Genomic DNA, 24,522 nt, shown 5'->3' with positions numbered 1-24,522 from the left:
ATGATGGTTTCATGAGTGCACCTTCCATGGTCGGCGAAGCCCGCGGGCTCGCCCCGCTGCTGCGCGAAGTGCGTGCCGCACTGGACAGTCTCGCGTTCCCGCTGGAGCTTCCCGGCTCGGACGTTGCGCGGGAATCGGCGGCAGCCGCACGCGCTCAGCTCACCGACTACATCCTTCCGCGACTGGCCAGCCTGGATGCCCCGCTCGTCGCCGTCGTGGGCGGGTCCACGGGCGCCGGGAAATCCACCCTCGTCAACGCCCTCGTGGGGCGTCCCGTCTCGGTCACGGGCGCCGTGCGCCCCACCACCCGCCAGCCGCTCCTGCTCCACCACCCGGATGACGGCGCGTGGTTCGACGACGCGCGGATCCTGCCCACCCTCAGCCGGGTCCGCCTCGCGACCGACGACGACGGTGCCGGCGACCCGCCGACGGCGGGCGCGCCCGCAGCGCTCCATCAGGCCTCAGGGCCTGACACCCTGCTCCTGCGCCCGACGTCGACGCTCCCGCCGGGCCTTGCACTCCTCGATGCCCCTGACGTCGACTCCATCGCGGACGAGAACCGCCGGCTCGCCGGGCAGCTGCTCGCGGCGGCGGACCTCTGGATCTTCGTGACCACGGCCAACCGCTACGCGGACGCCGTCCCCTGGAGGCTGCTCGCGGAGGCCGGCCGCCGGGACGTCCTCGTCGCCGTCGTGCTGGACCGTGTGCCGGCCGGAGTGGAGGAGGAGATCAGGAGCGATCTCCTGACGCTGCTGTCGGCCGAGAACCTCGGGCACGCGCCCATCTTCGTGGTCCCGGAAATGATGCTCGGTCCGTCGCGCATGCTGCCGGCAGACGCCGTCGAGCCGATCACGCGATGGCTGCAGGCCCTGGCCGCCGACGCCGACGGGCGGCGGGACATCGCGCGACGGACGGTGAGCGGTGCGATGCGCGCCCTCGCCGGTCGCATCGACGGCATCGCCGAAGCCGCAGGCCAGGAGCAGTCCGTCGCCGATGCCCTGCGCGCAGCCGTGGAGGGCGCCTATGCGGACGCCCTGGCGGACGTCCTCGCGGCCACGGAGGACGGCAAGCTGCTGCGCGGGGAGGTCCTCGCCCGCTGGCAGGACTTCGTCGGCACCGGTGAGTTCATGCGCGGCCTCGAGACGAGGATCGGACGCGCGCGGGACCGGATGAGTGCGTTCTTCACGGGACGGCCGGCCCCGGCGGCGACCGTCGCCGAAGCCATCGGCAGCGGGTTGCAGACGGTGATCGTCGAGCAGGCGGCACGCGCGGACGAGACCACGCGCAGGCGGTGGCGTGGGGACCACGCGGGCCGGGTGCTGCTCGGGGACGTGCCGGCGTGGGACGCCGCCGCCGTGTCGGCCGAGGTGGCCCGCGAAATCCGGGAGTGGCAGCAGGACATCCTGCTGCTGGTCCAGGCCGAGGGCGCGGACAAGCGCTTCACGGCCCGCATGCTCTCCTTCGGTGTCAACGGCGTCGCCGTGGCCCTGATGGTGGTGGTCTTCGCGTCCACGGGAGGACTCACGGGCGGGGAGATCGGCATCGCCGGGGCGTCCGCGGTCGCGGGCCAGAAGCTCCTGGAGGCGGTCTTCGGCGACGACGCCGTCCGACGACTGGCCGCCACGGCCCGCAGGAACCTCTACCAGCGCGTCGACGCGCTGCTCCGCCGCGAGCGCGAGCCCTTCGGCCGGTGCCTGCAACCCCTGGCGCTCCAGACCTCGGCCGAGGCGCTCACCGTCCTGGCGAGCCGGCTCCGCACGGCGCTGCCGGCGGAGCCTTCCGCTGCGGGAGACGGCGCGTGAGCCGTACCGGGCAGGACACGACGGAGACCGCCGGCTCGCTGGCCGAGGTGCTCGCGCACCTGCACGAGGCCTCCGAGCTCGGTGCGGAACGGCTCCCGCCGGAGGAACTGGAACGTCTCCGCCGGACGCTGGAACGCGCGGGCCGGCGGCGGTCGCTGTCGGCGGACCACACGGTGGTGGGCATCTTCGGGCCGACCGGCAGCGGCAAGTCCTCGCTCGTGAACGCGCTGAGCGGCACCGGCGCAGCCCGGGTCGCGGTCCGGCGGCCCACGACGTCGGAGCCGCTCGCCCTCGTCTGGGGCAGTAGCGGGAGCGACGAACTGCTCGACTGGCTGGAGGTCCGGCAGCGTGTCGCCCTGCCCGAGGGCGCGCCGCTCGTCGGGGGAGGACCGGCCCGGGAGCCGCGCGTGCTCGAGGTCGTGGCACCCGGCGGAGGGCGGACCGACGCCGCGCTCGACGCGCGCTCCGACCTCGGCGGACGGGAGACGCACCCCGGGGCCGAGGGCCCTGACGGTCGGGTCGCGCACGATGCCCCGGTCGGCGGCACCGACCAGTTGGACGGCCCCGGCCCCGAGGACGGGCACGACGCCGGGGCGGCGGCCACGCCCGCTCCGGACCCGGGAGCCCGTGGATCGCGCCGCGGATTCTTCCGCCGGCGCCGCAGGGGATCGACGCCGGCGGCCGGTCAGGAGCCCGCGCAGCACTTGCTGCCCGCGCTGCCGGACACCGCCGGGCTGATCCTCCTGGACCTGCCCGATTTCGATTCCACGGCGGTCGCGCACCGGGAGACCGTCGAGCGCCTGGCCGGGATGGTCGACGTGCTGCTCTGGGTGGTCGACCCCCAGAAGTACGCCGATGCGGCGCTTCACCACGGCTTCCTGCGGGACCTGGCGACCCATGAGGCGGTGATCCTGGTGGCACTCAACCAGGCGGACCGCCTGGACCCGGAGGATCTCGAGGCCGTGCTGTCCTCCCTCGCGGGCATCCTCGCCGGCGAGGGGCTGCCGGGGGTCGACGTCGTCCCGGTGTCCGCGCGGACGGGCCGGGGGGTCGGTGAGCTCGCCGGAGGGATCAGGGAGCTCGCCGAGAGCCGCGCTGCGGCGATGCGCAGGGTCGCGGCGGATGCCGAGCGTGCGGCAGGTGATCTGCTCCCGTTCGTGGCGGAGCACGTCGCGGCGCCGTCCGACGCCGCGCGGGCGGCCCTGTCCGCGGAGCTCGGCATGGCCGCAGGCGTGCCGGTAGTGGTGGACGCCGTCCGCAGCGCCTATCGAAGGGACGTGCACGCCACCACGGGCTGGCCGGTGACCCGCTGGCTGGCGGGGCTCCGCCCCGATCCGCTGCGCCGGTTGAACCTGCGGCGGCAGGACGTCATCCCCGAGCTGCGCCGGTCCTCGCTCCCCGTCGGGGACCCGGCGCAGCAGGCGCGGGTGGGGCAGGCCCTGCGGGTGTTCGGGGACGCGGCGGCCGGCGGCCTCCGTGATCCGTGGCGTACGTCCGTCCGGGATGCTGCCCTGAGCACGTCCCCGGAGCTCACGGACGCCCTCGACGCGGCCGTCACCGGCACCGACCTGGAGACCGGTCGGAGCAGGTGGTGGGGTGTCTTCGGTGTCCTGCAGTGGATCGCCTTCGCGGCCCTGGTCGCGGGACTCGCATGGCTCGGTCTCCTGGCGGGTCTCGCGTTCCTGCAGCTGCCCGCCCTCGAGGTGCCCCGGGTGGAGGGCTTCCCCCTGCCCACCCTGCTGATCCTCGGCGGCCTGGTGGCCGGCGTCCTGCTCGCCGTCGTTGCTGCCCTCCTCGCGCGCTGGGGGGCCGGGAGGCGCGCGTCAAGGGTGCGCAGGAAGCTGCTGGCCGCCTGCTCCCGCGTGGCGGCCGACGTCGTCCTGCATCCCGTCCTGGACGAGGTGGACCGTTGCAACGCCTTCAGCGCCGCCGTGCGTGCGGCCTCGCAGCGCAGCTGAGGGCAGCGCGGGCGCCCTGGGCTAGCGGGTCAGCCGCCGGGAGGCTGCCAGGAAGGCGACCTTCCCGATCAGCACCAGGGCGCCGAGGTCTGCCAGCATCTGGACGATCAGCAGGGATCGGGCCAGTTCACTCCTCGGCGTGATGTCCCCGAATCCCACGGTGGCGAAGGTCGACGTCGTGAAGTACAGGGCATCGATCCGGTCGAGGGGTTCGCTGAAGGACGCGGGGTCGGTCTCGGACATGGACACGTAGAGCAGCGCGAAGAGGCACAGCAGGATCAGGATCAGTTCGACGACGGCCTCGGCGGCGCGGATCTGGGGGACCTGCGCCGCCATGATGGTATGCAGTTCGAGGGCCATGGCCGCGAGGAAGACGACGACGACGGCGATCAGCCGGATCCAGGCAGCGATGGGATTCTCCTCGTTGAACCCTCCGACGGGGAAAAGGACATAGGCGCCGAGAAGAATTGTGAAGAAAATGGTAAGCCGTATGATCGAATTCGCGACGGCGCGCCGACGGCCGGCCTTGTCGAGTTCACGGAAGAACGCTGGGCTGATTTGCCCGATGCTTTTCGCACCCATGCTTCATGGTACCGCCGCCCCTCCCGGTGCCACATGGGGCCGGCGCCGTTCAGCGGGAGGGTTGCGCGGTCGGGACCTTCGGCCCTTTGCCGCCCATCGTCGGATCACCACACTTGTGATATCCAAGCCGCGCCGGTCCGTCTGTCCTCGCGGCGCTTTTAAAATTCTGACAGGAGTGGACAGATGGAATTCTGGGAGAACATTTGGAACATCATTTGGTTGTCCTTCTCGATCATGGTGTTCTTCGCCTATCTGATCGTGTTGTTTCAGATCATCATCGATCTCTTCCGCGATCGTGAGCTCTCGGGCTGGTTGAAGGCGGTCTGGATGGTGGGCCTCATCTTCATCCCGATGATCACCGCCGTGGTCTACCTCCTGGCGCGCGGGCGTGGCATGGCCGATCGCGAACTGGCCAGCAGGCAGGCCGCTCAGGAGTCGATGGACAACTACGTGCGCAGCGTCGCCGTACCGACGTCGGCGGAGGAGATCGCGAAGGCGAAGGAACTGCTCGAAGCCGGCACCATCACGGAGCCGGAATTCGTGAAGCTGAAGGATCGCGCCCTGGCCTCGGTCTGAGTGCACCCGCTAATCCCGTTCCCCGGGCAGGTCCCGGAGGACGGGATCAGCCATGTGCGGGTCCGGCCGGTCCGGGAGCGCGGACTTCACGGAGTAGGCGCGGCTGTCCGGGTGATCGGGCTGTGGCCGGAGCAGACCCAGTCCACCGAGCCCGAACGGATACGCTCGGCCAGGAGCCGGACGGTGCGCGCAGCGACGGGCCGGTCATCGATGAGGGGCGCGTAGAAGTCCCGGACGCCCCCGTCCGCCGACACCCTGGCGGCATCCCCCGTGAAGAGGACCCCGCGCCACTGGAAGGCGTAGTGGCCGGGGGTGTGACCGGGGGTCGGGAAGTACTCGAGCCCGGGGAAGATCTCGCCGGAGCCGGTGAGTTCCCGTACGTCGTCCGGAAGGCGGACAGGGAAGATCCGCCGCAGCACCCTCCGAAGACGGGTCCTCGGTGTGATCCGGTGGCGCAGCACGTCGGCATCGGCGGAACCGATCCAGACGCTCGCGCCGAGGGCTTCCCGGAGTCGCCGCGCCGCCTGGGCATGGTCGGCGTCGTAGTGGGTGAGGACGATGTCGGTGATCGGGCCGGTCGTCGCCTCGTCGGCCCGCAGCTCGGCGATGACGCCGTCGAACCCCGACGCCAGGCCGGGATCGATCACGGCGGCCCGGCCGGCGCCGACCACCACGAAGCCATGGGAACCCTTCTGCTGCTCGAGTTCGTGGCAGTCCTGGTCGATGAGTCGCATGGTGTGTCCTTCGGCTGGGTCGGCGGCATCGGCGCGGCGTGGTCGAACCCTACCAAGGCGACGGCCCTCCGTGCCGTCACGCCAGGAGGCGCAGCACCTTGTCCACGGTGTTGAGGTTGCGGGTCGTCGAGTTCGCCGCGTGTCGCGTCCTGGCGAGCAGCTTCGCGAGAGGGACGTCGGTCGACCTGCCTTTCGGCGGGAACCAGGCGATCGCCGTGCCGCCGGTGAGGGCCACCGGTTCCTCGCCGAGACCGCGGGCCTCGTCGACGAACGCCGACTGTTCGTCCGGCCCCGTGAACAGCGTGACGTACGTGTGCGTGTCGGCGTTCCCCTGCTCGGGCACCGACGCCGCGATGCCGGCGAGCTCGGCCCGCTCGACGACGATCACGCGCGCCGGATAGCCGAAGCGTGCACGCAGTGCCTCCTCCACACGGCCGGTGAGCTGCTCGGCCGCGAGCGCGGAGGAGCAGGTGGCGTTGCCGCTGGCGAGGACCGTGGCGACGTCGCCCACCGGCAGGCCGGCGAGCAGTTCGCGGAGGTCGGCCATGCGGATGGTGACCCCGCCGACGTTCACGCCCCGCAGGAAGATGGCATACCGACGCCCGGTTCCGGGGGCGTGCTCGCCCATGTCAGTCGGATGCCTTCGCCACGGCGAGCGTCAGCTGGCGCGCGGCGTCCGAGACCACCTCGGCGTGGATGCGGCCGGGCTGGCGGGTGAGGCGTTCCATCGGTCCGGAGATCGACACGGCGGCGATCACGCGGCCGGACGGACCGCGCACCGGGGCGGAGACGGAGGCGACGCCGTTCTCCCGTTCACCGAGGCTCTGCGCCCATCCGCGGCGCCGCACGCCGGCCAGCACGGTCGGCGTGAACCGGGCGTCCTGCAGCCCCTTGAGCAGGCGGTCGTGGTCCTCCCACGCCAGGAGGCACTGCGCGGCCGACCCGGCCTTCATGGACAGCTGGGTCCCGACCGGGATCGTGTCCCGCAGTCCCACGGGGCGCTCGGCGGACGCCACGCAGACGCGCCACTCGCCCTGCCGCCTGAACAGCTGGGCGCTCTCGCCCGTGGCGTCCCGCAGGCCGAGGAGCACCGGTCCCGCCGAGGCGATCAGGCGGTCCTCGCCGGCGGCCGAGGCCAGTTCCACGAGCCTGCTGCCGAGGACGAAGCGGCCCTGCATGTCCCGGCCCACCAGCCGGTGATGGGCCAGGGCGAGGGCGAGCCGGTGCACGGTGGGGCGCGCCAGGCCGGTCGAGGCGACCAGCTGGGCGAGGGTGGTGGGCCCGGCCTCGAGGGCGTCGAGCACGAGGGCGGCCTTGTCGATGACTCCGACGCCGCTAGAATTGTCCATAGGATGATATTGCCGTCTCATAATCTGAGACGCAAGCTCTCGGGCTGGCACTCGTCGACGGGCGCTGGTTGAGTTGACGGAACGAGGAGTTCAGGCCGCTGCCCCTACCGGGGTCCGGGGCCGGAGCGGAAAAGGACGAGCGTCATGGGCAAGACACTGGCAGAGAAGGTCTGGGACGCACACGTGGTGCGCAAGGGGGACGTCGTCGGCGCCGAAGCGCAGCCGGACCTCCTCTACATCGACCTTCACCTCGTCCACGAGGTCACCTCGCCGCAGGCCTTCGAGGGTCTCCGCCTCGCGGGGCGGCCCCTGCGCCGCCCGGACCTCACGATCGCCACCGAGGACCACAACACGCCCACCCTGGACATCGACAAGCCGATCGCCGACCTCACCAGCCGGACCCAGATCGAGACCCTGCGGGCGAACTGCCGGGAGTTCGGCGTACGGCTCCACTCGCTCGGCGACGCCGAACAGGGCATCGTGCACGTCGTCGGCCCCCAGCTCGGCCTCACCCAGCCGGGACTGACCGTCGTCTGCGGCGATTCGCACACCTCCACGCACGGCGCCTTCGGCGCGCTCGCCATGGGCATCGGCACCTCCGAGGTGGAGCACGTGATGGCCACCCAGACGCTGTCGCTGAAGCCGTTCCGGACCATGGGCATCACGGTCGAGGGGACGCTGAAGCCGGGCGTCACCTCCAAGGACATCATCCTCGCCGTCATCGCCAAGATCGGGACCGGGGGCGGGCAGGGCTACGTGCTCGAGTACCGCGGGTCGGCCATCCGGGCGCTGTCCATGGAAGCGCGCATGACCATCTGCAACATGTCGATCGAAGCGGGAGCGCGCGCCGGGATGGTCGCCCCCGACGAGACGACGTTCGCCTACCTGAAAGGCCGTCCGCATGCGCCGGAGGGTGCGGACTGGGATGCCGCGGTCGCCGAGTGGCGCGAGCTGCGCACCGATGACGACGCCGTCTTCGACGCGGAGGTCTTCCTCGACGCGAACGAGCTGGAGCCCTTCGTCACCTGGGGGACCAACCCGGGGCAGGGCGTCTCCCTCTCGCAGGCCGTGCCGTCGCCGGAGGACTTCGACGACGAGAACGACAAGGCCGCGTGCAGCCGCGCGCTGGACTACATGGCGCTGCAGCCCGGCACCCCCATGAAGGACATCCGGGTGGACACGGTGTTCCTCGGCTCCTGCACGAACAGCCGCATCGAGGACCTCCGCATCGCCGCCGACATCATCAGGGGGCGCGAGAAGGACCCGGCCGTGCGGATGATGGTCGTCCCGGGGTCGGCCCGCGTGCGGCTGCAGGCCGAGGCCGAAGGCCTGGACCGTGTCTTCAAGGACTTCGGGGCGGAATGGCGGTTCGCCGGCTGCTCCATGTGCCTCGGCATGAACCCCGACCAGCTGGCCCCGGGCGAGCGCTGCGCGTCGACGTCGAACCGGAACTTCGAGGGTCGCCAGGGCAAGGGCGGAAGGACGCACCTGGTCTCGCCGGTCGTCGCCGCCGCGACGGCGGTGCGGGGCACGCTCAGTTCGCCGTCGGACCTGCCCCCGCGTCCCGGCGGCACCGAAGCCCACGGCACGGGCGCCCACGCCGCCCCGTCCACCGTCACCGCAGCCTAGGAGCCCGCCATGGAGAAGATCACCACGCACACCGGCATCGGCGTGCCGCTGCGCCAGAGCAACATCGACACCGACCAGATCATCCCGGCCGTCTACCTCAAGCGCATCACCCGGACGGGCTTCGAGGATGCGCTCTTCGCCGGCTGGCGCAAGGACGAGGACTTCATCCTCAATCGTGAGCCCTACGCCCGGGGGTCCGTCCTGGTCGCCGGGCCGGATTTCGGCACCGGGTCCTCCCGCGAGCATGCCGTGTGGGCGCTGAAGGACTACGGGTTCAAAGCCGTCCTGTCATCGCGCTTCGCGGACATCTTCCGTGGCAACTCGGGCAAGCAGGGGCTCGTCGCCGCGCAGGTCGCCCAGGACGACATCGAGCTCATCTGGAAGGTCCTGGAGAACGAGCCGGGTGCGACCGTCACGGTGGATCTCGAGGCGCGCATGGTGCAGTGCGGGTCCGTGACCGCACCCTTCCAGCTCGACGACTACACGCGGTGGCGCCTGCTGGAGGGACTCGACGACATCGGCCTCACGCTCCGGCAGGAGGAGCACATCACGGCGTTCGAGGCCCGCCGTCCGTCTCACAAGCCGACCACCCTTCCCGTGCGCACCTGACCGCTTGCCGGGCGGCCGCGGCCGTCGCGGGATGCCCGCGGCTGTCACGCAGCTCACAGGCCCTGTCCGGGACCGGGAAGGAATGCCGACGCATTCCCCGAGGTTCCTGTAGGGGAGCTGGGAGTGCACCCAGTACCCTTGTTTTTTGTCTGCCGGACGGTGCTCCTATGCTGGGAGGGGGCATTTTCGGGTCCGCGGGGGTTCAACGTATGAGGGAAACAGGTATTCATGGGTAGCGTTCTGACCATTCGAGGCGGTATTCCGCTGACGGGCAAGGTCCTCGTCCGCGGGGCGAAGAATCTGGTGCCGAAGGCGATGGTCGCATCGCTGCTGGGCAACTCACCGTCCGTCCTCCGCAACGTCCCGGAGATCAAGGACGTCGACGTCGTCACCAGCCTGCTGCAGCTGCACGGCGTCACGGTGACGAAGGACCCCATCACCGGCGACCTCACGATGGACCCGAGCGATGCCAAGATGGCGATGTCCAAGGACATCGACGCGCACGCCGGCGACTCGCGCATCCCGATCCTCTTCTGCGGGCCCCTGATGCACAGCATCGGCGAAGCCTTCATCCCGGATCTCGGTGGCTGTAAGATCGGTGACCGGCCGATCGACTACCACATGGAGGTCCTGCGCAACTTCGGCGCCGTCGTCGACAAGCGCCCGGGCGGCATCTCCATCTCCGCGCCCAGGGGCCTCCACGGTGCCAAGCTCACGCTGCCGTACCCCAGCGTCGGGGCGACCGAGCAGGTGCTCCTCACGGCGGTCCGCGCCGACGGCATCACCGAACTCTCCGGAGCCGCCGTCGAGCCCGAGATCATGGACCTCATCGCCGTCCTGCAGAAGATGGGCGCGATCATCACGGTGCAGACGGATCGCGTCATCCGCATCGAGGGCGTCAAGGAACTGACGGGCTACAACCACAAGGCCATCTCCGACCGCAACGAGACGGCGTCATGGGCGTCCGCCGCTCTCGTCACCAAGGGTGACATCTACGTCGAGGGCGCGCGCCAGCTCGACCTCACGGCGTTCCTCAACACGTACCGCAAGGTCGGCGGCGCCTTCGACGTCGACGACGACGGCATCCGCTTCTACCACCCGGGCGGCCCCCTGAAGCCGCTCGTGCTCGAGACGGACGTGCACCCGGGCTTCATGACGGACTGGCAGCAGCCGCTCGTCGTCGCCCTCACGCAGGCCACCGGCGTCTCGATCGTCCACGAGACGGTGTACGAGAACCGGTTCGGGTTCACCGAGGCCCTCCTGCGCATGGGCGCCAGCATCCAGGTGCACCGCGAGTGCCTCGGCAGCATCCCGTGCCGGTTCGGGCAGCGCAACTTCCTGCACTCGGCGGTGATCTCCGGACCCACGCAGCTGCACGGCACCGATATCGACATCCCCGACCTGCGGGGAGGGTTCAGCCACCTCATCGCGGCCCTCGCCGCCGACGGCGTCTCCCGCGTCACCGGGATCGAGCTCATCAACCGCGGCTACGAGCGCTTCCAGGACAAGCTCGAGGGCCTCGGCGCGGACTTCGATGTCACGGAGGACGCCCCGGCTGTCGCCGTGGCACTCGCGTAGGAGGCCCGGCGGCATGGGGGAGTCACGGGGCTCACGCGCCATGTACACGTTCCTTTCCCTCTGGGTGAGGCCGGTCATGAACGGGCTGATGGCCAAGGAATGGCGGGGGCAGGAGAAACTGCCGCGCGGCACGGGCATGATCGTGTGCCCGAACCACGTCACCGAGATCGACCCGGTGGTCATCTCGCACTTCCTTTACAACCAGAACGTCATGCCGCGGTTCCTCGCGAAGGCGAGCCTGTTCGAGGTGCCCGTGGTCGGGTTCATCCTGCGCACCATCAAGCAGGTGCCGGTCGAGCGCACCTCCGCGGGGGCGAACCGCTCGCTGGAGGCCGCCCGGGCGGCGCTCGCCGACGGTGGCGGGATCATCATCTATCCCGAGGGCACGCTCACGAGGGACCCGGAGATGTGGCCCATGAAGGGCCGCACCGGAGCCGCCCGCCTGGCCCTCCAGACCGGCGCGCCCGTGGTGCCCATCGCCCACTGGGGCGCCCAGGAGGTCTTCCCCCGCTACGCGAAGCGCTTCCACCTGTTCCCCCGCAAGCGTGTCCGGGTGCTCGTCGGTGATCCCGTGGACCTCTCCGAGTTCCGGGACGCCCCGCTGACGAGGACCACGCTCGACGCGGCCACCGACCGCATCCTCGTGGCCATCACGGCCCTGCTCGCAGAGCTGAGGGGCGAAGAACCTCCCGCCGAGCGCTGGGATCCGGCGCTGAAGCACCAGAAGATGACCGGCCGCGACTTCGAGGGCCGCGCGGACGGCGAGGGCCGCGTCGACGGAGACGACGACGCCGGACCGGTGCCGGGAGGCGAACGATGACGGCCGACGCGCACGCGATGCGGCCCGCGAAGATCGCCGTCCTCGGGTCCGGCAGCTGGGGGACCACGTTCGCGAAGGTCCTCGCCGATGCCTCCCCGGACACCCCGGTGATGCTCTGGTCCCGCCGGCCCGAGGTGGCCGCCGAGATCACCACCGAGCACCGCAACTCGCGTTACCTCGGGGAGACCCGGCTCCCGGCGAACATCTCGGCGTCCGCCGACGTCGGGGCCGTCCTGGCCGGCAGCAGCCTCGTGGTCCTCGCCGTGCCGGCCCAGTCGCTGCGCGCCCAGCTGCCCGCGTGGCGTCCCCTCATCGCTCCCGATGCCGTCGTCGTCTCCCTCATGAAGGGCCTCGAGGTCGGCACCGACGCCCGCATGAGCGAGGTGATCGCGGAGGAACTCGCGCTGCCCGAGCGGCGGATCGCGGTGCTGTCCGGTCCGAACCTCGCCATGGAGATCGCCCGGGAGGAGCCGACGGCGTCCGTCGTCGCCTGTGTCGACCACGACACGGCCGCCTGGATCGCCGCGGCCTGCACGGCCTCCTACTTCCGCCCCTACACGTCCACGGATGTGATCGGCGTGGAGATCGGCGGCATCGTGAAGAACGTGATCGCCCTCGCCGTCGGCATCTGCGAAGGCCGGCGCATGGGCGACAACACCAAGGCCTCCGTCATCACCCGCGGGCTCGCCGAGACGACCCGCCTGGCCGTCTCCCTCGGGGGACGCAGGGAGACCATGGCAGGCCTGGCCGGGATGGGAGACCTCATCGCCACCTGTTCGTCGGCGCTGTCGCGGAACCACACCGCCGGGCACCTGCTGGGACAGGGGCTGAGCCTCGACGAGGTGACGGCGAGGATGAACCAGACCGCCGAGGGCATCAAGTCCGCGCAGGCCGTCCTGGACGCCGCCAACCAGCGCGGCGTCGACATGCCCATCACCGAGAGCGTGGTGGCCGTCCTCCAGGGACGGCTGTCCGTCAACGACCTCGGGCCGCGCCTGCTGGCCCGCAACCTCAAGCCGGAAGGCGATCACACCTCGTGACCACCGTGAGCACCGTGCCCGCCGAGACCCCGGCGAGCTCCGGCAAGCCCCGCGTCCTCGTCCTCTTCGGGGGCCGCTCGAGTGAGCACGCCGTCAGCTGCGTGACCGCCGCCGGCGTCCTCGAGGCGATCGACCGCACCCGCTACGACGTCGTGCCCGTGGGTATCACGCGCTCCGGGCAGTGGTCCCTGGTGTCCGCGGATCCGGCCTCGTGGTCCCTGCGCTCCGATGTCCTGCCCGAGGTCATGGCGACCGAGCACGCCGTGGTCATGGGCTCGGCGGTCGACGGCGGAACGGGCCAGGAACTGCTCATCGCCGCTCCCGGGTCCGTGCCCGAGAGCCTCGGCGGTGTCGACGTCGTCCTGCCGCTCCTGCACGGCCCGTTCGGCGAGGACGGCACCCTGCAGGGCATGCTGGAGATGGCCGACATGCGCTACGTGGGCGCGGGTGTACTGGCCTCCGCCGTCGGCATGGACAAGCACTACATGAAGGTCGTGTTCGAGGCCGCCGGGCTCGACGTCGGCCCGTACGACGTCGTCACCGACCGCCAGTGGCGCACCGACGCCGAGGCCGCCGTGCGTCGCGTCGCGGCGCTCGGGTTCCCGCTGTTCGTGAAGCCGGCCCGCGCCGGCTCGTCCATGGGGATCACGCGGGTGGACGACGTCGACGGCATCCGGGCGGCGATCGAGGCCGCCCGCGTGTTCGACCCGAAGGTGATCGTCGAAGCCGGGATCCACGGGCGCGAGATCGAGGTGGCGGTCCTGCAGGGGCGCGGGCTCGACGCCCCGCGCACCTCGCTGCCCGGTGAGATCGCCATGCAGCCGGGCGACCACGCCTGGTACGACTTCGAGGCGAAGTACGTGGACGGCGCCGCCGCCGAGCTGACCTGCCCGGCGGACCTCCCGGCGGACGTCATCGACCGCGTCCGGCTCCTGGCGGCCGACGCGTTCGACGCGATCGGCGGGGAGGGGCTCTCCCGCGTCGACTTCTTCTACACGCCGGACGGGCGCCTCGTGATCAACGAGATCAACACGATGCCCGGCTTCACGCCCATCAGCATGTACCCGCAGATGTGGGCGAAGTCCGGGCTCGGGTACACCGAGCTGATCGATGAGCTGATCGGGCTCGCGCTCGAGCGGGGTACCGGCCTGCGCTGAGTCTCCGGTCAGGAGGGCCGGTGAGCAGGGCCGGCGGGCGGAACGGCGCGCTGACGCGGCGGTCAGGCCAGCAGGAGCACCCCGAGGAGTGAGCCTCCCGCGAGCAGGACCGTCGAGATGGCACCGACGGCGGCGAAGCGTCCTCCGGTCCGCAGCAGGCGGCGGACGTCGATGCCCGCACCGAGCCCGAACATGCCGGCCGCCAGCAGGATCGTGGTGACAGTGCGGCCTGTCTCCAGCACGTGATCCGGCAGGACGCCCAGTGACCGCACCGCTACCATGACCAGGAAGCCCACCACGAACAGCGGCACCACGGGCGGGCGGGGCGAGCTCCGTGGTGCGGTTTCCGGTCCGGCAGCCGCGCCCCGGGCCACGCTGCGCCGTCGTTCCCCGAGGGATGCCACCGCGGCGACGGGTGCCAGCATCAGCACCCGGCCGAGCTTGACCACCGTCGCGACGGCGAGCGCCGTGACTCCTGCGGTACCCGAGACGGCCACGACCTGCGCCACCTCGTGGACGGCCAGGCCGGCCCACATCCCGAACCGGTCCTCGCTCAGCCCGAGGAGGCCGCCCAGCACGGGGAGGACGACGATCATGAGCGAGCCGTAGAGGGTGACCATCGCGACGGCGCCGGCGGTCTCGTCGTCGTCGGCCTTCACGACGCCCTGGAGACCCGCGATGGCGGAGGCCCCGCAGATCGAGAAGCCGGCGGCCATCAGCGTGGCGCCGGCGCGGGTGAGCCCGAGGCGAAGGCCCAGCTGGAGCGTGAGGACATAGCTCAGTGCCACGCAGGCGACGATCAGGCCGAGGACCGGGAGGCCGAGCGCCACGATGTCGGGCAATGCGAGCTGGAGACCCAGCAGGACGACGCCGGCCCGCAGCAGTTTCTTGGTGCCCGCCGTCACGCCGGGCCGGAGAGAAGGGGCATACAGGGAGGAGTTGGCGAGCAGGACACCGAGCACCAGGGCGATCACCAGGGCGCCGAGGACGGACTGTACCGATCCGGCCCAGACGGCGACGGCCACCCCTGCGGCGACCACGGCCAACCCCGGCAGCAGTGACCCGGTCCGTGCCCGCGCGAGGGTGGAGCGGCGGATCGGGGGCATGACGGGGCTGCTTTCGGAGGTGGGCAGGGGAGAAGGGGCTTCGGGTCATTGTTCCACGGCGGAGGGAGCAGTAGTCTCTTCCCCCAGCCTGGTCCGACGAGTTCCCGGGGGACACCATGTCGACTTTCCTCTTCGTCACGCTCGACGCCGGTGGCAATGTTCCGCCGGCCCTCCTCATCGGTCGCGAGTTGATGCGCCAGGGGCACACTGTCCGCTTCCTGGGGCACGCGGAGCAGGCGGAGGCAGTGGAAGCCACCGGTGCGGAATTCACGGCATACCGTTCCATCGCCCCGATGACGCCGACGGTCGAGGTCTCCGCCCTGCGTGACATCATCAACTGGTTCTCCACGATCATGGACCCGGGCATTGCTCGTGACATGGTCAGCGAAGCCCGCCGCGATCCGCCGGATCTGCTGGTCATCGACTGCCTGCTGCTCGGTGCCCTCGGGACCGCCGCGAAACAGAAACTCGCCTACGTGTCGCTGGTGCACAGCTTCTATGCCTACTTCGACGGCCCTTTCCGGCGCGACCCGGTCGCGCTACTGGCACGGTTGAAGGGACGGGGGCCGCGACAGGTGACACGACACGCGCTCGCGACGCTCGTCTGCGCGGACCCCGTCCTCGATCCGGCGGCCTCCACTCCTCGTTCGGGCACAGCGGTGTGGGCGGGTGCCGCGGTGGACGTGACCGCGCCGGCGACTCCGCCGGACACACCCCATGTTCTCGTGAGCCTCAGCACCATCGCCTTCCCCGGCCAGCCCGAGGTGCTGCAGCGGATCCTCGACGCCGTCGCGGACCTGCCCGTCGACGTGACAGTGACGACGGGACCGGCCGTCGACCCGGCCCGGCTGTCCGCCCCCGCGAACGTGACCATCCATCGGTACGTCCCGCACACCGAACTGATGCCCCGGTGCTCGATGGTGGTCGGGCACGGCGGCCACGCCACGACGATGCGGTCCCTCGCCCACGGCCTGCCGATGCTCATCCTGCCCATGCACCCGATGCTCGACCAGCCGATGATCGGGAAGGTGGTCCAGGAGGCGGGCGCCGGCCTGACCCTGAGCCGCAAGTCCTCCGAGGCGCAGGTCGCCGACGCGCTCATGACCGTCCTCAGCACGGACCGCTACGCTGCGGCCGCGGCCCGGATCGGTGAGAGACTCCGGGCCGCCGAGGGGGCACGCAAGGGAGCACAGGTGCTCGAGGACGTCGCACGGCAAGCCGCGGTCTAGCCCGCCCGTCGCCGGGAGCCGCCACCGCGGAGGGACGCGCTAGAGGATGCTGTCCGTCAGCGCGTCGGGGGTCCCGAACCGGTGCGCCGTGATGCTGATCGCCTGCTCCTGCAGGAACGGCAGCAGCTCGATCCGCCCCGACTCGGTGACGGGCTGCGCGTACACCGCGAGGTCGGGACGCCCGCCGGTCGCCTCGGCGAGGGCCGAGGCCCCGCCGCCGATCAGCCGGACGCGACGCGCCGTGAGCGACGCCGCCCGGGCCAGCCAGGCGTCGTCGTCCTCGAGGGTGACGCCCTCCGCCTGCGCCAGGACGACGGATCGGAGCGCGACGGGAAGGTCGACGGCACTCGACACCGTCACCGGGGCACCGGCGGCGCGGGCCGCGAGCAGCACGCGCACGAGGTCGGCGATCGGGGCACCCGCGGCGAGGCGGACCGTCACCGGGTGTGCGAGGTAGCGGAACAGGTTCCGCTCCGCCGCGAGCCCCGAGACGTCCTTCACGCAGCCGAACTCGCTCGTCCATGCTGCCGCATCGGACGCCGCGGCGCGCTCGAGACGGGCGACGTCGGCCGCGGGCAGCCCGGCCGCGCGGGCGGCCGTGAGCAGGGGCTCGACGACGGGCAACGGCCGGCCCTGTGCCTGCGACTGCCTCGGGGCCCACGCGCCGAGGCCCACCAGGTAGTTGGGGCCTCCCGCCTTGGTGCCCGCACCGACGGCCGACTTCTTCCAGCCGCCGAAGGGCTGGCGCTGGACGATCGCCCCGGTGATGCCCCGGTTGACGTAGAGGTTCCCGGCCTGCACGCCGTCGATCCAGGTGGCGATCTCCCCGCCATCGAGGGAGTGGATGCCGGAGGTGAGACCGTAGTCGATGTCGTTCTGCAGTGCGATGGCCTCCTCGAGCGTGGCCGCGGTCATGATGCCGAGGATCGGGCCGAAGTACTCCGTGAGGTGGTACGTGGACCCGCGCCGCACGCCGGTGCGGACGCCGGGACTCCACAGGCGGCCCGAGTCGTCGAGCTGCCGCGGCTCGATGAACCAGGACTCGCCCGCGCCGAGCGTCGTCAACCCGTCCAGGAGCTTGCCCGCGGCGGGCTCGATGACGGGACCCATCTGCGTGGACGGGTCGGCGGGGTAGCCCACGGACAGGGACGCGACGGCGTCGAGCAGCTGGTTGCGGAAGCGCTGCGACGTGGCCGCGCTGCCCACGAGGATGACCAGGGAGGCCGCGGAGCACTTCTGGCCGGCATGGCCGAAGGCGGACTGCGCCACGTCCCTCGCGGCGAGGTCGAGGTCCGCGCTGGGGGTGACGATGATGGCGTTCTTGCCGGAGGTCTCCGCGAGCAGCGGCAGGTCCGGCCGGAAGGAGCGGAACAGCTCCGCGGTCTCATACCCGCCGGTGAGGATCACCCGGTCCACGCGGGGATCGGCGAGGAGCTGCCGTCCGAGATCCCCCTCGTCGAGGTGCGCCAGGTGCAGGACCTCGCGCGGCACGCCCGCGGCCCACAGGGCCTCGACCATGACGGAGCCCGAGCGCCGCGCCTGCGGTGCCGGCTTGATGATCACGGAGGACCCCGCGGCGAGGGCCGCCAGGGTGGAGCCTGCGGGGATCGCGACGGGGAAGTTCCACGGCGGTGTCACGACGGTGAGCCGGACGGGGGAGAAGGACGCGCCGTCGACGTCGTCGAGCTCGCGGGCACGCTCGGCGTAGTAGTGGGCGAAGTCCACGGCCTCGGAGATCTCCGGATCGGCCTGGTCGAGCGTCTTGCCGGTCTCGGCGGCCATGACCTCCATGAGATCGGCCCGGCGCGCCTCCAGGGCGTCCCCGGCCCGGTGCAGGACCACGGCGCGCTCGGCCCCGGTCAGCGCGCCCCAGGACGCCGACGCGGCGACGGCGCCCGCGATCGTGTCCTCGAGGTCCTCCGTGCGGGTCAGGGTGGTCGCGGCGACGACGTCGTTGCCGAGCTCCGAGGTGGCCACCCGGTCGAGGATCGCCCGGCCCCAGGCGCGGTTCGCCGGGAGCGAGGGATCGGTGTCTGCGGTGTTGGAGAACCCGGTCCCGGGGTGCGCCGGGGCGGGGACGCTGCGGTCCTGCTGCCGGTTCGGCGCCGGGATGGCCGTGTCGAGCTCCTTCAGGGAGGCCAGGAAACGGTTCTTCTCCCGCTCGAAGAGGGCCTCGTTCTCCGTGAGCTCGAAGACCGCGGACATGAAGTTGTCCTGGCTGGCGCCCTCCTCCAGGCGGCGGATGAGGTACGCGATGGCGACGTCGAACTCGCCCGGGTGCACCACGGGCGTGTAGAGCAGCAGCGAGCCGACGTCGCGCTTCACGGCCTCGGCCTGCCCCTGCGCCATGCCCAGGAGCATCTCGAACTCGATGCCGTGGCGGACGCCGCGCTCGCCGGCCAGCAGCCAGGCGAAGGCGAGGTCGAAGAGGTTGTGGCCGGCGACGCCGATGCGCACGTTGTCGATGCGCCCAGGCTGCAGGGCATAGTTCAGCACGCGCTTGTAGTGCGTGTCCGAGTCCTGCTTCGAGCCCCACGTGGCCAGCGGCCAGTCGTGGAGGGAGGCCTCCACCTGCTCCATCGGGAGGTTGGCCCCCTTGACCACGCGGACCTTGATCCCCGCTCCGCCCCGGGCCCGCCGGGCAGCGGCCCAGTCCTGCAGCCGGATCATCGCGGCCAGGGAGTCGGGGAGGTACGCCTGCAGGACGATGCCCGCCTCGAGGTGCGTGAACTCGGGCCGGTCGAGGATGTCCATGAACACCGCGATCGTGAGGTCGAGGTCCTTGTACTCCTCCATGTCCAGGTTGATGAACTTCGGCGTCCCGGCCTGCGCCGCGATCGTGTACAGGGGGGCGAGCTTCTCGGCGACGTGCCGGACCGCCTCGTCGAAGGCCCAGGCGGGGTGCGGGGCGACCGTCGAGGAGACCTTGATGGAGACGTAGTCGACGTCGGGCCGCTCGAGGAGGCGGACGGTGCCGGCGAGGCGGCGGTCGGCCTCGTGGTCGCCGAGGACGGCCTCGCCCAGCAGGTTGATGTTCAGGCGGATGTCGTCGCGCCTGATCTTCCCGATCGAGCGGCCCAGCCGGGTGTCGGAGGCGTCGATGATGAGGTGCCCCACCATCTCGCGCAGCACGCGGCGGGCGATCGGGATGACGACCTGCGGGAGGACGGGGGCGACGGCGGCGCCCACCTTCACGGCGGAGCGCATGTACCAGGGGAGGAAGGCGGGCACCTTCGGGGCGATGGCCCCGAGGTTCCGGGCCGCGACCGCGAGGTCCTCAGGGCGGATCACGCCGTCGACGAAGCCGACCGTGAACGCCAGTCCGTCCGGGTCCTTGAGGACGCCGGCGAGCTGTTTGGCCGAGGAATCGACCGGGACCTGCGCCGCATCGGTCAGCCACCGCCGCACGAGGGCGATCGCAGCATCCGGCAGCGCTGCCGGGATGTCCGTGGTGCCGCCGGGGCCGGCGGAGAAGGAGGCGGGCTCGACGTCGGCGCTCGGGTCGGCGATCGACGGCTCCGTGGACGCCGGGGTGCCGGCGGTGCCCTCGCGGGGCGGGATCTGGGTTGTCATGGCAACGGCTTTCGGTCGGACGGCTCGCGCCGGGCGCAGGGTGAAGCAGCTACTTCCTCCCCAGTATCGGCCGCACCGTACGATTAGGAAAAGCGATGAATACCGAACGGTATTCGTCAGTAGGCCCGAAGGAATAGGAAGTCGATGCTCGACCTGCGCAGGCTCCGTCTGCTCCGTGAACTGAAGATCCGGGGGACCCTCGCGGATGTCGCTGCGGCCCTGAGCTACAGCCCGTCCTCCGTGTCGCAGCAGCTCGCCCAGCTCGAGAGGGAGGTGGGTGTCCAGCTGCTGCGGAAGACCGGACGCCGCGTGGTCCTCACGCCCCAGGCGGAGGTCCTCGTCGCGCACACCGCGGAGCTGCTGGAGACCCTCGAACGGGCCGAGGCGGACCTCGCCGCCTCGCTGACCACCGTGTCCGGGACGGTCCGCGTCGCGGTGTTCCAGTCGGCCGCGCTCGCGCTGATGCCGGATGCCCTGACCGCCATGACCCTCGACTACCCCGACGTGCGCGTCGAGATGGTGCAGCGCGAGCCGGAGACCGCCCTCTACGAGACGTTCGCCCGGGACTTCGACCTCGTGATCGCGGAGGAGTACCCGGGGCATGCCGCTCCGCGCCACCCCGAACTCGACCACGTGGCGCTGACGCAGGACGCCATCCAGCTCGCCGTGCCCATGGCGGGCCACCGCCATGCCGGCATCGCCTCGGTGGCGGAGGCGGCCGGTGCGGCCTGGGTCATGGAACCCAGGGGAGCGGCGTCGCGGCACTGGGCCGAGCAGGCGTGCCGACGGGCCGGCTTCGAGCCCGACGTCCGCTACGAGACGGCGGACCTGCAGGCGCAGATCCGGCTCATCGAATCAGGTAACGCCGTCGCGCTCATGCCGGAACTGGTCTGGACGGGCCGCGACGTGCCCGTGCAGCTGCTCGATCTCGCCGAGGACCCGCGGCGCTCCATCTTCACCTCCGCGCGGCGAGCGGGTGCCCGCCGTCCCGCCGTCCTCGCCGTCCGCGAGGTCCTCGGCCGCGCCGCCGCCGATGTGCGCCGTCCCTCCTCCCTGCAGCTGGAACAGCAATAAATCGCCTCCACAGCCCGTTGATTCCAGCAGACCTGCTTTTCGCGCCACCACGCTCCGCTCCTAAGGTTGTTCCATGTCCCTGCAGTCCACACACCACGCATCAGCACCCGTCCCGGCGACCGTGGAGAGGGTCGTCGAGACCGTGCTGCCCACGCGGCACGGGACCTTCCGCATGATCGGCTACCGGGACGGCGCGGGCACGGAGCACGTGGCGCTCGCTCAGGGGATCGACGACGGCGCGCACGGCACGGTGGAGGCGCCGCCCCTGGTCCGCGTCCACAGCGAATGCCTCACCGGGGACGCCTTCGGCTCCTGGCGCTGCGACTGCGGGGAACAGCTCGACGCCGCGCTCGCCGTCATCGCCGGGGAAGGGCGCGGCGTCCTGGTCTACGTCCGCGGCCACGAGGGCCGCGGCATCGGACTGCTCGCCAAACTCAAGGCCTACGCCCTGCAGGACCAGGGCGTGGACACCGTGGACGCGAACACCGAGCTGGGACTGCCCGTCGACGCCCGGCGCTACGACCAGGCGGCGGAGATCCTCCAGGACCTCGGCATCCGTGCGGTCCGCCTGCTCTCCGGCAACCCCGCCAAGGAGGAGGCACTGGAGGACCTCGGGATCGACGTCGTCGAGCGCCGCGGCCTCGCCGTGTCCGACCGGTCGGAGAACGCCGGCTACCTCGCGACGAAGCGCGCCCGGATGCGGCACGACACCCCACCGTCCGCCGACGCCTGGAGGTCCCTGCTCGACGGCGCCGTCCCCCCGGCGCCCGCGCCGGGCGAGGCGGAGGAACTGACCCACCGGTACGGCTACCTCGCGGCGGCGTCCGGGACGCTCGTCGTCGGACAGCTGCGGCAGAGCCTCGACGGCTTCATCGCCTCACGCTCCGGTGACTCAGGTCTCCACGCGGAACGCGGCGACCACGGACACCTCCAGCGCCTGCGCGCGCTGGTCGACGCCGTCGTCGTCGGAGCGTCGACCGTCCTCACGGAGGACTGCTCGCTGACCGTGCGCGACGTACCCGGCACCAGCCCCGTGCGCGTGGTCCTGGATGCGTCGGCGAAGGTGGCAGCGGAGGCGCGGGTCCTGGCCGACGACAGCGTGCCCACCCTTTGGATCATCGGCACCGACGCCATGGCCCCCGACGGACTGCCGCCCTCCGTGGAGGTGGTGCGGTTGGGCGCGGAGGACTTCGCGCCGCAGCGGATCCTGGGGATCCTGCAGGCGCGCGGACTCGAGAAGGTCCTCATCGAAGGCGGCGGCAACACGGTGTCCCGCTTCCTCGAGGCCGGGCTGCTGGACCGCCTGTACCTCACCACGGCGCCGGTGCTCGTGGGCGACGGCGTCCCCGGCATCCGCTTCACCGGCTCCGACGCGCTCGCCGAGGCACGGACGGCACCCGTGCGGCGCTTCGTCTTCGGTCAGGACATTTGTACGGAGTTCAATTTCGCCGGCGTGAGGTAGAGGACGTCCAACGCTTGGTCCCACTCTCCGGACCGGTCGAGCGGGAGTATTCGAACTTTCCCGGTCGGCCGACCCGAGGAGTGGGACCAGATCAGGTCAGGAGTCGCTGACCCTCTTGCTCTTGCCCTGCAGACGGTCGATGTGCTCGGAGGCCTCGGCCTTGTTGATGTCGGCGGGGATCTCCTCGCCCGCTTCGCGCGCCAGCGTGTCGAGGTAGCTCCGCTGTGCCGCCGTCATCGGCTCGTCGCCGGTGACCCAGTCGGAGGGATCGCGCTCGAAGCCGCCCTCGGGCTCGGATTCCGGACTTCCCAGTGTGTCTGCCATGTGAGTTCCCTTTCGTCGTGAACAGCGTGAACCATCAGTCTACTTAGTGTCTCTGACATCCTCGGGGAGTGCGGGCGACGGGCCAGCCCGCCGAGCTCGTTCCGATGTACGTGCGCCGACCCGACCGGATAGTGCCCCCGTTCATCTGCGTAGCCGCAACCATCCTTTCCGAGTAAGTGCCTTCGTTCGGAGGTAGGAGTGCGGGTGATCCGTTCGCCCACCTCCAGTAGACCCCACTCGTGATTACTGTTCGCCGTCTTCCTAGTGTCAAAAGCAGGTCTTTTGTCGCATTTGCCGGGGAACAGGATGGCACCACGTGGAGTCTCGAACGTCCGCTCACATCACCAGGATCACGCAGCTGCTGGGCGGCTCCGGGGCCGGGTCGGTCCGACGGAGCGGTGTTCGTCGAGGGCCGGTCCTCCTGATGGTGCTTCTGCTCGTCGTCGGATGCGGAACCTTGGGTCCATCCACGGGCACCGGTCCTGCCGGTTCCCACGTGCATCATGGCGTGCTCGCCGGACCGAACGAGTCCTCACCATCGAACTCCTTGCATCACAGCACGGTGCTTCCGGCTGCGTTGGTGGAGCCCGCTCCCGCCCCTCTGCCGCGGACGGGGTGGACGGCTACGGCCAGTGATGCGGAGACCGCCCGGGCGAACAACGGTGCCGCTAATGTGCTGGACGGTAGTACCGCGACGATCTGGCACAGCAGGTATTCGCCGGCGCCGGCGGCGCCGTTGCCGCACAGCATCACGATCGATATGAAGGCGGCGCGGGGTATCGCGGGGCTGAGCTATCTTCCGCGTACTGATCTTGGGAACGGGCGGATCGGGAGCTTCGAGATCCGGGTGAGCATCGACGGCGTCACCTGGAGCCAGCCGGTGGCGAACGGAACGTGGGCGGACACCGCCGTGGAGAAGACGGCGGCGTTCACCGCGGTCAGCGCCCGGTTCGTCCGGTTGACGGCGACCTCCGAGGCCGGAAACCGTGGACCCTGGAGCAGCGCCGCGGAGATCAACCTTTTCGGAGGTGAACCGGCCCCACCCGCCGGGGTGTTGCCGCGGACGGGGTGGACGGCTACGGCCAGTGACGCGGAGACCGCCCGGGCGAACAACGGTGCGGCCAATGTGCTGGACGGCAACACCGCGACGATCTGGCACAGCAGGTACTCGCCGGCGCCGGCGGCGCCATTGCCGCACAGCATCACCATCGACACGAAGGCCGCGCGCGGCATCGGCGGCCTCGCCTACCTGCCACGTCCCGACCTCGGAAACGGGCGGATCGGGAAGTACTCGATCGAAGCCAGTTCCGACGGGACCACCTGGAATGTCGTCGCCACCGGCGCCTGGGCGGACACCATCGCTGAGAAGACGGTTGACTTCCCGGCCGTGAGCGCCCGGTACATCCGTTTGACCGCGACCTCCGAGGCCGGAAACCGTGGCCCCTGGAGCAGCGCCGCGGAGATCAACCTTTTCGGAGGTGAACCGGCCCCACCCGCCGGGGTGTTGCCGCGGACGGGGTGGACGGCTACGGCCAGTGACGCGGAGACCGCCCGGGCGAACAACGGTGCGGCCAATGTGCTGGACGGCAACACCGCGACGATCTGGCACAGCAGGTACTCGCCGGCGCCGGCGGCGCCATTGCCGCACAGCATCACCATCGACACGAAGGCCGCGCGCGGCATCGGCGGCCTCGCCTACCTGCCACGTCCCGACCTCGGAAACGGGCGGATCGGGAAGTACTCGATCGAAGCCAGTTCCGACGGGACCACCTGGAATGTCGTCGCCACCGGCGCCTGGGCGGACACCATCGCTGAGAAGACGGTTGACTTCCCGGCCGTGAGCGCCCGGTACATCCGTTTGACCGCGACCTCCGAGGCCGGAAACCGTGGCCCCTGGAGCAGCGCCGCGGAGATCAACCT

General features: G+C 71.1%; 20 protein-coding genes. 13 read left to right on the top strand and 7 right to left on the bottom strand.

The features are described from left to right. Positions 1 to 11 precede the first annotated feature (11 nt). Positions 12 to 1,802 (top strand): dynamin family protein, encoded by a 1,791-nt coding sequence (locus CXQ92_RS04170; protein ID WP_104165499.1) that lies wholly within the window; start codon positions 12 to 14, stop codon positions 1,800 to 1,802. A 47-nt stretch (positions 1,803 to 1,849) separates the two neighbouring features. Further along, the gene (locus CXQ92_RS04165; protein WP_258069794.1) at positions 1,850 to 3,760 is read left to right on the top strand and encodes a GTPase; all 1,911 of its coding nucleotides are present in this window, start codon (positions 1,850 to 1,852) and stop codon (positions 3,758 to 3,760) included. A gap of 21 nt (positions 3,761 to 3,781) precedes the next feature. Here the strand turns inward: CXQ92_RS04165 and CXQ92_RS04160 are convergent, their stop codons facing one another. Beyond that, complete coding sequence (locus CXQ92_RS04160) at positions 3,782 to 4,342, bottom strand: potassium channel family protein (RefSeq protein WP_104165497.1); 561 nt, start codon at positions 4,340 to 4,342, stop codon at positions 3,782 to 3,784. Between the two features lie 183 nt (positions 4,343 to 4,525). On the opposite strand from CXQ92_RS04160, the gene CXQ92_RS04155 reads away from it, so the two are divergent. Beyond that, positions 4,526 to 4,918: an SHOCT domain-containing protein gene (locus CXQ92_RS04155; RefSeq protein WP_104165495.1), complete on the top strand. Its 393-nt coding sequence runs from the start codon at positions 4,526 to 4,528 to the stop codon at positions 4,916 to 4,918. Positions 4,919 to 5,004: 86 nt separating this feature from the next. Here CXQ92_RS04155 and CXQ92_RS04150 read toward each other — a convergent pair whose 3' ends face one another. The 3 genes from CXQ92_RS04150 to CXQ92_RS04140 all read right to left on the bottom strand — a co-directional run bounded on the left by CXQ92_RS04150 (position 5,005) and on the right by CXQ92_RS04140 (position 7,001). Continuing rightward, positions 5,005 to 5,652 carry an MBL fold metallo-hydrolase gene (locus tag CXQ92_RS04150; protein WP_104165493.1) on the bottom strand — a complete coding sequence of 216 codons (648 nt, stop codon included), beginning with the start codon at positions 5,650 to 5,652 and terminating at the stop codon, positions 5,005 to 5,007. A 76-nt stretch (positions 5,653 to 5,728) separates the two neighbouring features. Further along, the gene (locus CXQ92_RS04145) at positions 5,729 to 6,280 is read right to left on the bottom strand and encodes a DUF1697 domain-containing protein (RefSeq protein WP_104165491.1); all 552 of its coding nucleotides are present in this window, start codon (positions 6,278 to 6,280) and stop codon (positions 5,729 to 5,731) included. A gap of 1 nt (position 6,281) precedes the next feature. After that, positions 6,282 to 7,001 (bottom strand): IclR family transcriptional regulator, encoded by a 720-nt coding sequence (locus CXQ92_RS04140; RefSeq protein ID WP_104119862.1) that lies wholly within the window; start codon positions 6,999 to 7,001, stop codon positions 6,282 to 6,284. A 144-nt stretch (positions 7,002 to 7,145) separates the two neighbouring features. Here CXQ92_RS04140 and leuC point away from each other — a divergent pair, with 144 nt between their 5' ends. The 6 genes from leuC to CXQ92_RS04110 all read left to right on the top strand — a co-directional run bounded on the left by leuC (position 7,146) and on the right by CXQ92_RS04110 (position 13,834). After that, positions 7,146 to 8,630, top strand: a complete 1,485-nt coding sequence (gene leuC, locus CXQ92_RS04135) for a 3-isopropylmalate dehydratase large subunit (RefSeq protein WP_104165489.1) — start codon at positions 7,146 to 7,148, stop codon at positions 8,628 to 8,630. Positions 8,631 to 8,639: 9 nt separating this feature from the next. Next, positions 8,640 to 9,239, top strand: coding sequence for a 3-isopropylmalate dehydratase small subunit (leuD, locus tag CXQ92_RS04130; protein WP_104165487.1), 600 nt, complete (start codon positions 8,640 to 8,642; stop codon positions 9,237 to 9,239). Between the two features lie 228 nt (positions 9,240 to 9,467). Further along, a complete protein-coding gene (gene murA / locus CXQ92_RS04125; RefSeq protein ID WP_104165486.1) occupies positions 9,468 to 10,817 on the top strand; it encodes a UDP-N-acetylglucosamine 1-carboxyvinyltransferase in 1,350 nt (449 codons plus the stop codon). A gap of 13 nt (positions 10,818 to 10,830) precedes the next feature. Then, positions 10,831 to 11,637, top strand: coding sequence for a 1-acyl-sn-glycerol-3-phosphate acyltransferase (locus tag CXQ92_RS04120; protein ID WP_104165484.1), 807 nt, complete (start codon positions 10,831 to 10,833; stop codon positions 11,635 to 11,637). After that, positions 11,634 to 12,677: an NAD(P)H-dependent glycerol-3-phosphate dehydrogenase gene (locus CXQ92_RS04115; RefSeq protein ID WP_258069699.1), complete on the top strand. Its 1,044-nt coding sequence runs from the start codon at positions 11,634 to 11,636 to the stop codon at positions 12,675 to 12,677. Before CXQ92_RS04120 ends, CXQ92_RS04115 begins: the two co-directional genes overlap by 4 nt. Positions 12,678 to 12,682: 5 nt before the next feature. Continuing rightward, positions 12,683 to 13,834, top strand: coding sequence for a D-alanine--D-alanine ligase family protein (locus tag CXQ92_RS04110; protein ID WP_181033581.1), 1,152 nt, complete (start codon positions 12,683 to 12,685; stop codon positions 13,832 to 13,834). Positions 13,835 to 13,896: 62 nt separating this feature from the next. Here the strand turns inward: CXQ92_RS04110 and CXQ92_RS04105 are convergent, their stop codons facing one another. Further along, on the bottom strand, positions 13,897 to 14,940 hold the full coding sequence (locus CXQ92_RS04105) for a YeiH family protein (protein ID WP_104165482.1): 1,044 nt from the start codon (positions 14,938 to 14,940) through the stop codon (positions 13,897 to 13,899). A 116-nt stretch (positions 14,941 to 15,056) separates the two neighbouring features. Here CXQ92_RS04105 and CXQ92_RS04100 point away from each other — a divergent pair, with 116 nt between their 5' ends. Next, entirely contained in the window at positions 15,057 to 16,169 is a 1,113-nt protein-coding gene (locus tag CXQ92_RS04100) for a glycosyltransferase (protein WP_104165481.1), read from the top strand. A 39-nt stretch (positions 16,170 to 16,208) separates the two neighbouring features. Here CXQ92_RS04100 and CXQ92_RS04095 read toward each other — a convergent pair whose 3' ends face one another. After that, entirely contained in the window at positions 16,209 to 19,742 is a 3,534-nt protein-coding gene (locus CXQ92_RS04095; protein ID WP_104165479.1) for a bifunctional proline dehydrogenase/L-glutamate gamma-semialdehyde dehydrogenase, read from the bottom strand. 144 nt (positions 19,743 to 19,886) lie between these two features. Here CXQ92_RS04095 and CXQ92_RS04090 point away from each other — a divergent pair, with 144 nt between their 5' ends. Together CXQ92_RS04090 and ribA are read left to right on the top strand one after the other, a co-directional pair. Continuing rightward, positions 19,887 to 20,816, top strand: coding sequence for a LysR family transcriptional regulator (locus CXQ92_RS04090; protein ID WP_104165477.1), 930 nt, complete (start codon positions 19,887 to 19,889; stop codon positions 20,814 to 20,816). Positions 20,817 to 20,889: 73 nt separating this feature from the next. Beyond that, entirely contained in the window at positions 20,890 to 22,278 is a 1,389-nt protein-coding gene (gene ribA / locus CXQ92_RS04085; protein WP_104165475.1) for a GTP cyclohydrolase II, read from the top strand. 96 nt (positions 22,279 to 22,374) lie between these two features. Here ribA and CXQ92_RS04080 read toward each other — a convergent pair whose 3' ends face one another. Further along, a complete protein-coding gene (locus CXQ92_RS04080; RefSeq protein ID WP_104165473.1) occupies positions 22,375 to 22,602 on the bottom strand; it encodes a DUF3072 domain-containing protein in 228 nt (75 codons plus the stop codon). A 673-nt stretch (positions 22,603 to 23,275) separates the two neighbouring features. Between CXQ92_RS04080 and CXQ92_RS18045 the strand changes: the two genes are divergently transcribed. Next, on the top strand, positions 23,276 to 24,522 hold a 1,247-nt coding region (locus CXQ92_RS18045), incomplete at its 3' end, for a discoidin domain-containing protein (RefSeq protein WP_258069698.1).

This window comes from Arthrobacter sp. SX1312 (assembly GCF_002929295.1).
Taxonomy (GTDB): Bacteria; Actinomycetota; Actinomycetes; order Actinomycetales; family Micrococcaceae; genus Arthrobacter_D.
This window is presented reverse-complemented; position numbering and strand designations above follow the sequence as displayed.